Below are 13,000 nucleotides of genomic sequence, written 5' to 3'. Positions count from 1 at the left end.
CCCTCCGCAGAAACGCGGGCGACTGCTGCTTGCGGACGAGACGATACAATCAAGCCCTCCTTGCAAGGAGGGCTTTTTTCTCCGAAAGCCTATCCGAATCCGCATCAGGCGGAAGCCTGCCGCCGGGATTCCGGTCCCGGCCTTCTATTCCGCCGATTGCGTCGGGGCCGAAACCGCAGAGGCGTCGCCTCCCCGTCCGTTGCCGCCGCGCCGACGGTTGCGGCCGCCGCGGTGGCGCCGGCGCCTCTTCGCTCCGTCCTGCCCGGCGGCCTGCTGTCCGGCGCCGTCCGATGCCCCGGGCTGCGGAGCCGCTCCCGATACGGCCGCCGCCGCAGATGCGGCGGGCTGCGCATCCCGCGCAGAGGACGAGCCGCCGCGCCCCTTGTTGTCGCGCAGCCGGTCCCGGCGTCCCCGGCCGTGCCCGCGTCCGTCGCCGCCCTTGCTGCGCCCGCCCCGGCCGCGTCCCCGGCCCGAAAAGGCCTCGGGATTGTAGGCGGGGCCTTCGCCCACGACGGCGGGCAGTTCGGCCTTGCGGATGTCCTTCTCGATGAACTTCTCGATCGCACGGAACTTCCCCTGCTCCTCCTCGCAGACGAACGTCACGGCGCTGCCCGTCGCCGCGGCGCGCGCCGTACGGCCGATGCGGTGGATGTAATCCTCCGGGTCGTGCGGCACGTCGTAGTTGATCACCAGTCCGATGTCCTCGATGTCGATGCCGCGCGCCACGATGTCGGTGGCCACCAGGATATTCACCTTGTTGTTCTTGAAATTGAGCATCACCTCCTCGCGCTGCGCCTGCTCCAGGTCGGAGTGCATGGCCGCGACGTTGAGCTTCATGCGCTTGAGCGTATGGGCCAGCTCCTTGACCTTGAGTTTCGACGAGGAGAAGATGATCGTCTTCGACTCGGTGGGCTCGGCGAACATTTCGCGGATGATGCCCAGTTTCTGACTTTCGTAGCAGATATAGGCCGACTGGTCGATGGCCTCGTTGGGTTTCGAAATGGCGATGTTCACCTCCGCGGGGTTGCGCAGGATGGTCTTGGCCAGCTCGCGGATCTTCGGAGGCAGCGTCGCCGAGAACATGATCGTCTGCCGCTCCTTGGGCATGTAGGAGACGATTTTCATGATGTCGTCGCTGAAACCCATGTCGAGCATCCGGTCCGCCTCGTCGAGAATCAGGTACTCCACGTGCGAAAGGTCCACGCCGCTGTTCTGCAGGTGGGCGATCATGCGGCCCGGCGTGGCGATCACGACGTCCGAACCCATCAGCATCCCGCGTTTCTGGGCGTCCCAGCCCTTGCCGTCGCCGCCGCCATAGACCACCGTCGTCGAGACGGGCAGATAATACGAGAAACCCTGGAACTGCTGGTCGATCTGCTGCGCCAGCTCGCGCGTGGGCACGATGATGACCGATTTCACCACATTGTCGGGATTGCCCCCGACGAGCAGCTTGTTCAGCAGCGGCAGCGTATAGGCTGCCGTCTTGCCCGTTCCGGTCTGGGCGCAGCCGATGATGTCGCGGCCCTCCAGAATCACGGGAATCGTGTGCTCCTGCACGGGAGTCATTTCATGGAAATTCATATCCTCGAGACCGTCGAGGATCTCATCCTCCAGGTCGAGTTCGTCAAAACGCATAAGTCCGTTATTTTAATTGTAAAAAATTCATTGTCTCCCCTCTCCTTTCCGTTCCGGCGGACGATCCGGGATCGTCCGGCCGCGGAGACGGACGGTCCGCCGCAGTTCACCCGGCTGCCGGGACCTCCTCGCCGAGCAGCGTCGCGGGCGTGCAGCCCGTGATCCGCACCCGGACGTAGTCCCCCACGCCGTGCGTGCCGCGGTCGAAGACCACCACCTTGTTCTGCGACGTGCGGCCCGAGAGCTGCCCCGGGTCGCGCCTCGATTCGCCCTCCACGAGCACCTCGAACTCCCGGCCCACGTCGCGCCGGTTGCTGGCGAGTCCCAGCTCGTTCTGCAAAGCGATGATCTCCTGCAGACGGCGCGACTTGACCTCGTCGGGCACGTCGTCCGGCAGATGCTTCTGGGCGAAGGTCCCGGGACGCTCCGAATATTTGAACATGTAGGCGAATTCGTAGCCCACCTCGCGCATGAGCGACAGGGTCTGGAGGTGCTCCTCCTCGGTCTCCCCCGAGAATCCGGCGATGAGGTCCGTCGTCACGGCGCAGTCGGGCAGGTAGCGGCGGATGGCGGCGACCCGGTCCAGATACCATTCGCGCGTGTATTTGCGGTTCATGCGCCCGAGCATCGACGTCGCGCCCGACTGGGCCGGGAGGTGGATCGCCCGGCAGATGTTGGGCATCGAGGCCATCGTCTCCAGCAGCCGGTCGCTCATGTCCTTCGGGTGCGACGTGGCGAAGCGCACGCGCAGCAGCGGCGAGACCGACGCCACGCGCCGCAGCAGCTCCGGAAACCCGACCTCCCCGGCGCGGTACGAATTGACGTTCTGTCCGAGCAGCGTCACCTCGCGGTACCCGTTCTCGAAGAGCGAGCGGGCCTCCGCCACGATCGTCTCCGGATCGCGGCTCCGCTCACGGCCGCGCGTGTAGGGAACCACGCAGTAGGAGCAGAAGTTGTTGCAGCCGCGCATGATCGCCACGAAGGCGCTCACGCCGTTGCGGTCGAGCCGCACGGGAGCGATCTCGGCGTAGGTCTCCTCGGCCGAGAGGCGCACGTTCACCCCTTTCGACCCCGCCTCGGCGGCGCGCACCAGCCGCGGCAGGTCGCGGTAGGCATCGGGCCCCGCGACGACATCCACGCCGCCGGGGCCCTCCGTGAGCCGCTCGCGCAACCGCTCGGCCATGCAGCCGATGACGCCCACCACCAGCCCCGGACGCTCGCGCCGGTAACGCTTCATCTCGGCCAGCCGGCCCCAGATGCGCTGCTCGGCGTTGTCGCGAATCGAGCAGGTGTTTATCAGGATGACGTCCGCCTCGGCGATCCGCTCCGTATAGACATACCCTTCGCGCTGCATGAGGGCGACGACGATCTCCGTGTCGCCGACGTTCATCTGGCAGCCGTAGGTTTCGACGAAAAGCTTGCGGCCCGCCCCTTCGAGCGGACGCAGCGTATTGAAATTCATTGCCATCGTTTCAAATCATTCTAAACCGCCGCATGAGGCGTCCCGCCCCTGCGGGAACGCCCGGGCGGAAGTGCGGCCGGAAGGCCCCGGCGCATCCCGTCCCGCCACGCGCTACTCGGCCTGGATCGTGTTCTTGTCGGGGAACTGCTTGAACCCCTCGCCGAAGGTCTCGTAGGCATCGGTCACGACGACGAACGCCGTGGGGTCGATCTCCCGGATCTGATGCTGCACCAGGTGCACCTCCTTGCGGCTCACCACCAGGAAAATCATGTCGCGCGGAGCGTCGGTGTACATGCCCTTGGCCTTGATATAGGTGGCGCTGCGGTCCAGATCGTCGATGATGAAGCGCTTGAGCTCCTCGTGGTGGTCGCTGATGATGAACAGCAGCTTGTCGTACGAGGCGCCGTCGAGCAGATAGGCGATCACCCGCGAGGTGGTGTAGATCGTGATGAGCGAATAGAGCGTCAGCATCCATCCGTTCGGGTCGGCCTCGCCCGTTCCCAGTCCGAAGCCGATGACGACCAGTCCCGACAGGACCACGAAACCGTCGGCCAGGAAGATGCCCGTCGAGAACTTGATTCCGGCGAACTTCTGCAACAGCATGGCCACGATATCCGTGCCGCCCGTGGTGGCCTGCTGACGCACGACGATGCCCTGCCCCACGCCGATCACCACCGCTCCGAACAGGCAGGTCAGCAGCAGGTCGTTCGACAGGTCGAGCCGACCGCCCAGCAGCAGCGCCGGATCGAGCGACTCGACGGCCGCCGCATCGGGATAGACCAGCCGTGTGAGGACGTTCATGAAACCCGGCGTGAAGAGCGCCGCGACGACCGTCCGCGTGCCGAACTGCCCGCCGAAGACCAACAGCGCGGTGAGCATCAGCGGAATGTCGAACATGTAGCCGAACGTACCGACCTGCACCGACGGGAAAATGTTGTGCAGCACGATACCCATGCCGTAAACGCCGCCCGGCACGAAGTTGTAGGGATTCACGAAGAGCACGAAACCCGTGCCCATGAGCACGCAACCCAGAAAAATCAGCATCCACGAGCGCCACCACGCCCACGATCCCATCGGTTCGAGAAAAGCTTTCGTATTCATAGTCGTCCGTTCAAATCGGCCGGCCCGGGGAGCGCGCGGCCGCAGCCGGAGGTTTCCGTCGGGACGGTAGTTTTCGAAATTGATCCGCACAAAGGTAACAATATTCTCCGGAAAAGCCTTCCCCGCACGGGCGATTTTTCCCGCCGGACGTCCGGTTCCGGAATTTTTTCGTATATTTGCATGTAAAACCCTGCGCAAACAAGAGATGATACTGACATACTACACCGCTACCACCATGATTGTCATAGCCTATCTGCTGGGCTCGATTCCGAGCGCCGTGTGGATCGGCAAGAAATACTACGGCATCGACATCCGCGAGCACGGCTCGAAAAACGCCGGCACGACCAACATGCTCCGCGTGCTGGGCCGCCGGGCCGCGCTGCCCGTCTTCGCGCTCGACTTCCTGAAGGGATTCGTCGCGGTGACGATCATCGAAATGCTCAAATACGACGTCCACATCGGCGACAACGACCTGATAAACCTCAAGATCGCCGCCGTGTTCGCCGCCGTGCTGGGCCATATCTTCCCCGTCTTCGCGGGATTCCGCGGCGGAAAGGGCGTCGCGACGCTCGTGGGCGCCGTGACGGGCATCTACCCGCCGGTGGCGCTGCTCTGCTTCGGCGTCTGGTTCGTGGTGCTGATGGTTTCGCACTACGTCTCGCTCGCCTCGATGGCTGCCGGATGCTGCTTCCCGCTTTTCACGCTCATCTCGCCCAAGGTCAATCAGTCGGTGTCGTTCGTGGTCTTCTCGTTCGTCATCGCCATCCTGCTGATCTACACCCACCGCAAGAACATCGAGCGGCTGAAGGCCGGAACCGAGTCGAAGACCTACATCTGGAAACCGCGGCGCATCCACCCCGCGGGAGCGGCGCCCGGAAAGGACGCGGCCCCGGAAGACGCACCCTCCGGAGCGGGGCAGGCCCCCGGCAAGCGGGAGAAGTAACCGCGGGACACATTCCGTAACACAAAAAACAGATGTTCGCCATGCTGGAGGAAAACCTCATCAAAATCTACGAGCGGAGTTTCCGGGAGAACCGCGAAATGTCGGCCCTGACCGACTATTTCAAGGGCGAAACCTTCTCGTACTACGAAATGGCCAAGGAGATCGCCAAACTGCACCTGCTCTACAAGAAGGCCGGCATCAGACAGGGCGACAAAATCGCGCTGATCGGCCGCAACAACCCCCGCTGGTGCATCACCTATATCGGAACGGTCACCTACGGCGCGGTGATCGTCCCCATCCTGCAGGACTTCACCCCGGCCGACATCATCCACATCATCAACCACTCCGAAAGCCGGCTGCTGTTCCTGGGCGACAACTTCTGGGACGTGATCGAGGAGGACCAGATCAAACAGATCGAGGCGGTCTTCTCGCTCACGGACTTCCACGTGATCTACGAACGCGACGGCAAGGCGCTCACCAAGTTCCAGCGCGACATCGTGAAGAACTACCGCTCGAAATACCCGCGCGGATTCAGCGTCGGCGACATCAAATACCCCGACATTCCGAACGACCGGGTGGTGCTGCTCAACTACACGTCGGGCACGACGGGCTACTCGAAGGGCGTGATGCTCACGGTGAACAACCTCACGGGCAACGTCACCTTCGCCATGTCGGCGCTCAACACCCAGACGGGAACCTACTATTTCCAGAAAGGGGGCCGCACGCTCTCGTTCCTGCCGCTGGCCCACGCCTACGGCTGCGCCTTCGACTTCCTCGCACCGCTGGCCGTCGGCGGCCACATCACGCTGCTGGGGCGGATTCCCTCGCCGAAAATTCTCGTCGAAGCCATGGCCGTGGTCAGGCCCACGATCATCTGCTGCGTGCCGATGATCCTCGAGAAGGTCTATCGCAAACAGGTGCTTCCGCTGCTGGAGAAGGGCCCCATGTCGATCGCCGTGAAGATTCCGCTGCTCAATGCGGCCATCTATTCGGTGATCCGCAAGAAACTCATGGACGCCTTCGGCGGCAACGTCTCGATCTTCATCGTGGGCGGCGCGCCGATGAACCAGGAGACCGAGGCGTTCCTGATGAAGATCCGCTTCCCGATCACCATCGGCTACGGCATGACCGAATGCGCCCCGCTCATCAGCTTCACGCCCGACAACGAGTTCAAGGCCGGATCGTGCGGCCGCTACCTGAAGAACCTGCTCGAGGTGCGGATCGACTCCCCGGACCCGGAACACGAAGCCGGCGAAATCGTAGTCCGCGGCGAAAACGTCATGGCCGGATACTACAAGAACGAGAAGGACACGCAGAAGGTGCTCGACGCCGACGGGTGGCTTCACACGGGCGACATGGGCACGATGGACCCCGACGGCACGCTCTACATCCGCGGCCGTTCGAAGACGATGATCCTCTCGGGCAACGGGCAGAACATCTACCCCGAGGAGATTGAGGACAAGCTCAACAATATGTATATGGTGCTCGAATCGCTGGTGCTCGACGCCGGCAACGGGCGCCTGCGGGCGCTGGTCGTCCCCGATTACGAGCAGGCCGACGCCGAAGGGGTGGACAAGTCGGAACTGCCGCAGATCATGCAGAACAATCTGCAGGAGCTGAACGCCCAGCTGGCCGCCTACGAGCGCGTCTCGGACATCACGATCTACCCCACCGAATTCGAGAAGACCCCCAAACGGAGCATCAAACGGTTCCTTTACAGCGCGTCGCTGCTCGACAGTTGACCGGCGCGCCCCGCAACCCCGGCATGAAGATCCAGAGAAAGCAAACCATAGGCGAAAACCTGCTCTACGTGATGGTCTGGTCGGCCATCATCCTGGTTCCGGTGCTCAACTCGCAGATGATGTCCGAAATGCACATCAATCTGGAGAACGTGCTCATCGCCTGGCGGCAGATCGCCCCCTATCTGATCATCTTCCTGATCCACAACAGCCTGCTGGCGCCGCGCTACATGCTGCGGCACAAGTACGGCAAGTACCTCGTACTCAATATCGCACTCATCGTCACCGTGTTCTGGCTGGTGGACTTCTACGAGGAGCGCCTGCTGCGGGACATGACGCCGCAGAGCGACCCCGCGACGATCGACGCCTACCGCAAGGCTTCGTTCTCCAACCTCGAAATCTACTGGAACGTCGTGCTGGGTTTCTTCATGACCGGAGCCAACACCGGCATCAAGCTTATCTACCAGTCGATGCGCGACGAGCAGCAGATGGAGGCCCTCAAGCGGCAGAACCTGCAAGCCGAGATGGACTACCTGAAGTACCAGATCAACCCGCACTTCTTCATGAACACGCTCAACAACATCCACGCGCTGATCGACATCGACGCCGACTCGGCGAAGAACGCCGTGATCGAGCTTTCGAAGATGATGCGTTACGTGCTGTACGACTCCGGGCGGGAGATCATCTCGCTCAACCGCGACATCCAGTTCCTGAAAAACTACATCGAGCTGATGCGCATCCGCTACACCGACGACGTGGAAATCCGCGTGGAGTACCCCGAGAATCTGCCCGAACAGGTTTCGATTCCCCCGTTGCTGCTCATCGTCTTCGTCGAGAACGCCTTCAAGCACGGCGTGAGCTACAACCACCCGTCGTTCATCCACCTGCGGATCGACTACGCCGACGGCCGGGTGACCAGTACGCTCGCGAACAGCCGCCACGCGGCGCCCGCCGACCGAAAGGCCGACTCCGGCATCGGACTGGAGAACGTCCGCAAACGCCTCGCGCTGATCTACGGCGAGAAGAACTACACGCTCGACATCCGCGAGGAGGAGAACTTCTATACCGTGAAACTCGTAATACCGACGCTCAATGCTTAAATGTATCGCCATCGACGACGAGCCGCTTGCCCTGCGCCAGATCACCGGCTACATCTCGAAAATCCCCTACCTGGAGCTCTCGGCGACCTTCAACAACGCCATCGACGCCCAGCAGCGGCTCACCGAGGAGCCGGCGGACCTGATCTTCGCGGACATCAACATGCCCGACCTGAACGGCGTGGACTTCGTGCGCGCGCTGCCCGACCGGCCGATGGTGATCTTCACGACGGCCTATTCGGAATACGCCGTCGAGGGATTCAAGCTCGACGCCGTGGACTACCTGCTCAAACCCTTCTCGTTCGCCGACTTCAGCCGCTCGGCAGCCAAGGCCAATTCGCTCTACGAACTGCGTCAGAACCGACGGTCGGAGCCGCAGGAGACCGCTTCGGAGGCTACGCCCCGGGACAAGGAGTACATTTCGGTGAAAGCCGACTACAAGGTGTCGCTCGTACGCATCGCCGAGATCATCTACCTCGAAAGCGAGGGCGAATACGTCCGCATGCACCTCGCCGACGGTTCGACCATCACCACCCTTTTCCGGCTCAAGAACATGGAGACGGCCCTGCCCGCCGAATCGTTCATGCGCGTACACCGCTCCTATATCGTCAATCTGCGGGCGATCAAAGCCTACGTCAAAGGGCGCATCTTCCTCAGCGACAACGAATACATCCCCATCGGAGAGAACTACAAGGAGGCCTTCCAGGCCTACATCGACAAGAATTTCAGGAATCTGTGACCCGGCGGCTACCTTGCGCCGAAACGGGGAAAGGCCCCGAGCTGCACGTACTCTCCGTCGCGCAGCTCGCAACAGTAGTGCTTCAGTCCGTTGGTCAGCACCACGTAGCGGGCCTTCAGCACGGAGTTGTAGCGCACGGCCTGCGCCAGCGTCTGCCGACCGACCGGAATCCCCGGCGCCTTGCACTCGGCCACGAGCAGCGGCTCCGCGGCATCGTCCACCACCACCACGTCGGCCCGCTGGGCCTGCCCGTTGAGCGCCACGGCGTACTCCTCGACGATCCGCTTGGGCGGCACGCCGCAATGCGTCACCAGATAGGCCACCAGATGCTGCCGGACCCACTCCTCGGGAGTCAGCACGAGATAGGTCTCCCGCAGGGAGTCCCACACCTCCACCGCATCGCCGCGGCGGCGGGCGCGCAGGCGGATGGCGGGAAAGTTGAGTTTAGGCAGTCCGGACATCGCAACTATCGAAAATTTTCGTATCTTTACGCTGACAAATATACGAATATATGCGGATCATCCTTTCGATCATAGCCCTTTTTTCCGCCGGCGGACTGCTCGCCCAGGAGTACGTCCCCACCTGCGGCCGGGAGTTGCCGCGCAGCCGCGTGACGGTCTATCCCACGGCGCAGGAGGCCGCGGCGGCGGCCGGCGGCAAAAACCGCTACGTCACGCCCCTGGACGGGTGGACGCGGCAGGGCAACACGCTCTCCGCCCCCTTCACCGTGCCTTTCGCATGGATCAACCGGCAGGTGATCCTCCGCATCGACTGGGTTTCGGGCCCCTACACGGTGCGGATCAACGGCCGGGAGGCGGCCTGCGACGCCGACGGCAACGCACCCGCCGAATACAACGTCACGCGGCTCGCGCGGGAAGGGCGCAACGAACTCGAAATCGTCGTCGCGGAACCTTCGCCGACGGCCGTGCTCGAAAGCTGGAAGGAGTCCCCTGTCCCGGCCGCAGGCCCGGCGCTGGTGATGAGCCAGCCGACGCTGCGCGTCCGCGACGTCGAGACCCGCACGCGCATCGGCGAGGACGGAGACGCCACGGCCGAGGTGGGCGTCGTACTCAAGACCCATTCGCTCAACCCGCGCACCTCGCGGCTCCGCTACACGCTACTCTCCCCCTCGGGCCGCACCGTCACCACCGGTTCGAAGGAGCTGACGCTCGACATGCGGCGCGAGGACACCGTGCGTTTCCTGGCGCGCATCCCTTACGACTCGCTCTGGTGCGACACGCTTCCCACGCAATACCGCCTGCAACTCGCAACGCAACACGACGGACGTTACGAGGAGTACCTCGAGCTGCCGCTCGGCTTCCGCACCGCAGAGGTGCGCGACGGCCGCATGACGATCAACGGCCGGGAGGTCGCCCTGCGCTGCCGCGAGGTGCCGGGCTCGTTCCCCGCCTCGGAGGTCGCGTCGCTGCGCGCCGAAGGGTACAACACGCTGCGCCTGCTGCCCGGCCCGGTTTCGGAGGCGCTGCTCGACAGTTGCGACGCCCGGGGGCTCTACGTCGTCGTACAGGCTCCGGTGGACACCCGGCGGAGCGGCGATTCGCGCCGCGTGGGCGGCAACCCGTCCAACGACCCCGCCTGGCGTGAGGCCTACGCCGAACGCGCCGCGAACAGTTACCACACGACCAAGCTGCACCCGTCGGTCATCGCCTTCTCGGTGGCGACGCACTCGGCCAACGGCATCAACCTCTACGAAAGCTACCTCGCGATGAAGCGGCTGCACGAGACACGCCCGTTCGTCTATCCCGAGGCCGGAGGCGAATGGAACAGCGACCCGCTCCCGCTGGAATAGCTCCGCGGGAGGCCCGGAAGACGGGCATGAAAAATATTTTGGAATTTTTTTGACGTTTTTTTTGGAGAAACGAAAATTATAGTTACCTTTGCACTCGCAATCGAAAAGATTGATGCCTCTCTAGCTCAGTTGGTAGAGCACGACACTCTTAATGTTGGGGTCCAGGGTTCGAGCCCCTGGGGGGGTACAGAAGAAACGGGCTGACAAAGGACATTTGTCGGTCCGTTTTTTTATTGCGACTAACCGAAAAATTGTGAATCAATATGTACAGCTACGACAACCGGGTGGTCATCACCCTCGATGCCGGCGGAACAAATCTGGTGTTCGGCGCCATGCAGGCCAACAAATTCATCGTGGACCCCATCACGCTCCCCTCGCACGCCGAGGACCTGGATAAATGCCTCGCCACGATGGTGGAGGGATTCCGTCAGGTCATCGACAGGCTGGAAACCAAGCCCGTGGCCATCAGTTTCGCATTCCCCGGCCCGGCCGACTACCCCAACGGCATCATCGGCGGCTACCTCCCGAACTTCCCGTCGTTCCGCGAAGGCGTCGCCCTCGGGCCCTTCCTCGAGGCGAAGTTCGGCATTCCGGTCTTCATCAACAACGACGGCGACCTGTTCGCCTACGGCGAGGCGCTGGGCGGCGCACTGCCCGAGGTGAACGCCCGGCTCGAAGAGCTCGGCTGTCCCAAGAAATACAAGAACCTCATCGGATACACCTTCGGTACGGGACTGGGAATCGGCGTGGTCGTGAACGGCCGGCTCAACCGCGGCGACAACTCGTGCGTCGAGACCTTCTGCCTCAAGCACAAGAAGATGCCCGACATCATCGTGGAAGACGGCGCCGCCATCCGCGCCGTCAAGCGTGTCTACGGCGAACTGACGGGCAATCCGGATCACGGTCTCGAGCCCAAGGACATCTGCGACATCGCCGACGGCAAGCGCGACGGCGACCGGGAGGCCGCCCGGAAGGCTTTCGCCGAAATGGGCGAAATCGCCGGCGACGCGATGGCCACGGCCGTCACGCTCATCGACGGACTGATCGTCATCGGCGGCGGCGTCACGGGCGCCCGCCGCTGGATCATGCCCACCCTGTTCGAAGAGCTGCGCTCGAAGATACACACGATCTCGGGCGACGAGCTGAACCGCGTGCAGATGAAGGTTTACGACCTGGACAACGAAGAGGAGTTCCGCGAATTCGCCAAAGGTTCGCAGCGGCCGCTGAAGGTTTACGGCACGGACCGCTACGTGGCCTACGACCCGCAGAAGCGCATCGGCGTCATGATCTCGAAGCTGGGAGCCAGCAAGGCGATCTCGGTGGGCGCCTATGCCTTCGCGCTGAGCCAGCTCGACAGCCGCCAGTGAAAACAGCAAAACAAAAAAACAGTTGATTCGATATGTATATGTATAAGTTCAAACCCATTCTCAAGACGATGCTCTGGGGCGGCGAGAAGATCGTCCCCTACAAGCGGATCGTCTCCGACCAGAAACAGGTAGGCGAAAGCTGGGAACTGTCGGGCGTCAAGGGCAACGAGTCGGTCGTGGCCGAAGGTCCCGAGGCCGGCACGACGCTGCCCGGGCTGATCGCCCGCCACGGCGCCGCGCTGCTGGGAAAAGCCAACTTCGAGCGCTTCGGCGAAGAGTTTCCGCTGCTCATCAAGTTCATCGACGCACGGCAGGACCTCTCGATCCAGGTACACCCGGACGACGAGCTGGCCTGGAAACGCCACCGGTCGAAAGGCAAGACCGAAATGTGGTACGTCGTGGCGACGGACGAGGGGGCGCACCTCCGCTCGGGATTCGCCAAGCGGGTGACGCCGGCCGAATACGCCGCCAGCGTCGAGGACAACACGATCACCGACCTGCTGGCCGACTACGCCATCCGTCCGGGCGACGTCTTCTTCCTGCCCGCGGGCCGCGTGCACTCGATCGGCGCCGGCGCCTTCATCGCCGAAATCCAGCAGACGTCGGACATCACCTACCGCATCTACGACTTCAACCGCCGCGACGCCAACGGCAACACGCGGGAGCTGCACACCGAGCTGGCCAAGGACGCCATCGACTACACCGTGCTGCCCGACTACCGCACGCACTACACCCCGGCCCCGGACAGCGAGGTCGAACTGGTGTCGTGTCCCTACTTCACCACGTCGCTCTACGACCTCACGCACGAGCGGACGCTCGACCTCGCCGGGCTCGACTCGTTCCTGGTCGTCATCTGCATCGGCGGCAGCGGCACGCTCACCGACGACGCAGGCAATGCCGTTCCGGTGCATCAGGGCGAAACGGTGCTCGTCCCGGCTTCCGTCCGAAACCTGCGCATCGCGCCCGACGGCGCGGTTAAAGTGCTGACCAGTTGCATCCGCTGACGCGGAAACCCCGGTACGACGAATCCCCGAAGCCCGTCTTTCCCCGAGAAAGGCGGGCTTTTTTACAAAAGCGGGTTGCAACTATACGTTTTTTTCCGTAACT

General features: G+C 63.1%; 11 protein-coding genes and 1 tRNA gene. 8 read left to right on the top strand and 4 right to left on the bottom strand.

The annotated features are described in order from the left end of the window. Positions 1-144: 144 nt before the first annotated feature. The 3 genes from FME97_RS09955 to FME97_RS09945 form a co-directional block, all read right to left on the bottom strand. The gene (locus FME97_RS09955) at positions 145-1,635 is read right to left on the bottom strand and encodes a DEAD/DEAH box helicase (protein WP_141429479.1); all 1,491 of its coding nucleotides are present in this window, start codon (positions 1,633-1,635) and stop codon (positions 145-147) included. Positions 1,636-1,741: 106 nt separating this feature from the next. After that, positions 1,742-3,103, bottom strand: a complete 1,362-nt coding sequence (miaB, locus tag FME97_RS09950; RefSeq protein WP_141429477.1) for a tRNA (N6-isopentenyl adenosine(37)-C2)-methylthiotransferase MiaB — start codon at positions 3,101-3,103, stop codon at positions 1,742-1,744. A gap of 105 nt (positions 3,104-3,208) precedes the next feature. Then, positions 3,209-4,198: a YitT family protein gene (locus FME97_RS09945; protein ID WP_141429475.1), complete on the bottom strand. Its 990-nt coding sequence runs from the start codon at positions 4,196-4,198 to the stop codon at positions 3,209-3,211. Between the two features lie 205 nt (positions 4,199-4,403). Here FME97_RS09945 and plsY point away from each other — a divergent pair, with 205 nt between their 5' ends. Genes plsY through FME97_RS09925 form a run of 4 tightly spaced genes read left to right on the top strand, consistent with a single transcriptional unit; the run spans position 4,404 to position 8,716 of the window. Continuing rightward, positions 4,404-5,141: a glycerol-3-phosphate 1-O-acyltransferase PlsY gene (plsY, locus tag FME97_RS09940; RefSeq protein ID WP_232522865.1), complete on the top strand. Its 738-nt coding sequence runs from the start codon at positions 4,404-4,406 to the stop codon at positions 5,139-5,141. Between the two features lie 41 nt (positions 5,142-5,182). After that, complete coding sequence (locus FME97_RS09935; RefSeq protein ID WP_141429473.1) at positions 5,183-6,883, top strand: AMP-binding protein; 1,701 nt, start codon at positions 5,183-5,185, stop codon at positions 6,881-6,883. Positions 6,884-6,906: 23 nt separating this feature from the next. Further along, complete coding sequence (locus FME97_RS09930; protein ID WP_141429472.1) at positions 6,907-7,980, top strand: sensor histidine kinase; 1,074 nt, start codon at positions 6,907-6,909, stop codon at positions 7,978-7,980. Further along, positions 7,973-8,716, top strand: a complete 744-nt coding sequence (locus FME97_RS09925; protein WP_141429470.1) for a LytR/AlgR family response regulator transcription factor — start codon at positions 7,973-7,975, stop codon at positions 8,714-8,716. Before FME97_RS09930 ends, FME97_RS09925 begins: the two co-directional genes overlap by 8 nt. An 8-nt stretch (positions 8,717-8,724) precedes the next feature. Here the strand turns inward: FME97_RS09925 and FME97_RS09920 are convergent, their stop codons facing one another. After that, a complete protein-coding gene (locus FME97_RS09920; protein WP_141429469.1) occupies positions 8,725-9,177 on the bottom strand; it encodes a type I restriction enzyme HsdR N-terminal domain-containing protein in 453 nt (150 codons plus the stop codon). A 50-nt stretch (positions 9,178-9,227) separates the two neighbouring features. Between FME97_RS09920 and FME97_RS09915 the strand changes: the two genes are divergently transcribed. From FME97_RS09915 to FME97_RS09900, 4 genes are all read left to right on the top strand, one after another. Next, positions 9,228-10,526 carry a glycoside hydrolase family 2 TIM barrel-domain containing protein gene (locus FME97_RS09915; RefSeq protein WP_141429467.1) on the top strand — a complete coding sequence of 433 codons (1,299 nt, stop codon included), beginning with the start codon at positions 9,228-9,230 and terminating at the stop codon, positions 10,524-10,526. Positions 10,527-10,640: 114 nt separating this feature from the next. Next, positions 10,641-10,713, top strand: a tRNA-Lys gene (locus FME97_RS09910). Between the two features lie 76 nt (positions 10,714-10,789). After that, positions 10,790-11,893 carry an ROK family protein gene (locus FME97_RS09905; RefSeq protein ID WP_141429465.1) on the top strand — a complete coding sequence of 368 codons (1,104 nt, stop codon included), beginning with the start codon at positions 10,790-10,792 and terminating at the stop codon, positions 11,891-11,893. A 32-nt stretch (positions 11,894-11,925) separates the two neighbouring features. Beyond that, positions 11,926-12,897 (top strand): type I phosphomannose isomerase catalytic subunit, encoded by a 972-nt coding sequence (locus FME97_RS09900; protein WP_162852163.1) that lies wholly within the window; start codon positions 11,926-11,928, stop codon positions 12,895-12,897. Positions 12,898-13,000 lie beyond the last annotated feature (103 nt).

Source organism: Alistipes dispar, assembly GCF_006542685.1.
Lineage (GTDB): Bacteria > Bacteroidota > Bacteroidia > Bacteroidales > Rikenellaceae > Alistipes > Alistipes dispar.
This window is presented reverse-complemented; position numbering and strand designations above follow the sequence as displayed.

What these genes read in the sequence shown, in the direction of transcription:
- FME97_RS09955 (WP_141429479.1), bottom strand. Translation starts at nt 1,635, where the DNA reads ATGCGTTTTGACGAACTCGACCTGGAGGATGAGATCCTCGACGGTCTC.
- miaB (WP_141429477.1), bottom strand. Translation starts at nt 3,103, where the DNA reads ATGGCAATGAATTTCAATACGCTGCGTCCGCTCGAAGGGGCGGGCCGC.
- FME97_RS09945 (WP_141429475.1), bottom strand. Translation starts at nt 4,198, where the DNA reads ATGAATACGAAAGCTTTTCTCGAACCGATGGGATCGTGGGCGTGGTGG.
- plsY (WP_232522865.1), top strand. Translation starts at nt 4,404, where the DNA reads ATGATACTGACATACTACACCGCTACCACCATGATTGTCATAGCCTAT.
- FME97_RS09935 (WP_141429473.1), top strand. Translation starts at nt 5,183, where the DNA reads ATGCTGGAGGAAAACCTCATCAAAATCTACGAGCGGAGTTTCCGGGAG.
- FME97_RS09930 (WP_141429472.1), top strand. Translation starts at nt 6,907, where the DNA reads ATGAAGATCCAGAGAAAGCAAACCATAGGCGAAAACCTGCTCTACGTG.
- FME97_RS09925 (WP_141429470.1), top strand. Translation starts at nt 7,973, where the DNA reads ATGCTTAAATGTATCGCCATCGACGACGAGCCGCTTGCCCTGCGCCAG.
- FME97_RS09920 (WP_141429469.1), bottom strand. Translation starts at nt 9,177, where the DNA reads ATGTCCGGACTGCCTAAACTCAACTTTCCCGCCATCCGCCTGCGCGCC.
- FME97_RS09915 (WP_141429467.1), top strand. Translation starts at nt 9,228, where the DNA reads ATGCGGATCATCCTTTCGATCATAGCCCTTTTTTCCGCCGGCGGACTG.
- FME97_RS09905 (WP_141429465.1), top strand. Translation starts at nt 10,790, where the DNA reads ATGTACAGCTACGACAACCGGGTGGTCATCACCCTCGATGCCGGCGGA.
- FME97_RS09900 (WP_162852163.1), top strand. Translation starts at nt 11,926, where the DNA reads ATGTATATGTATAAGTTCAAACCCATTCTCAAGACGATGCTCTGGGGC.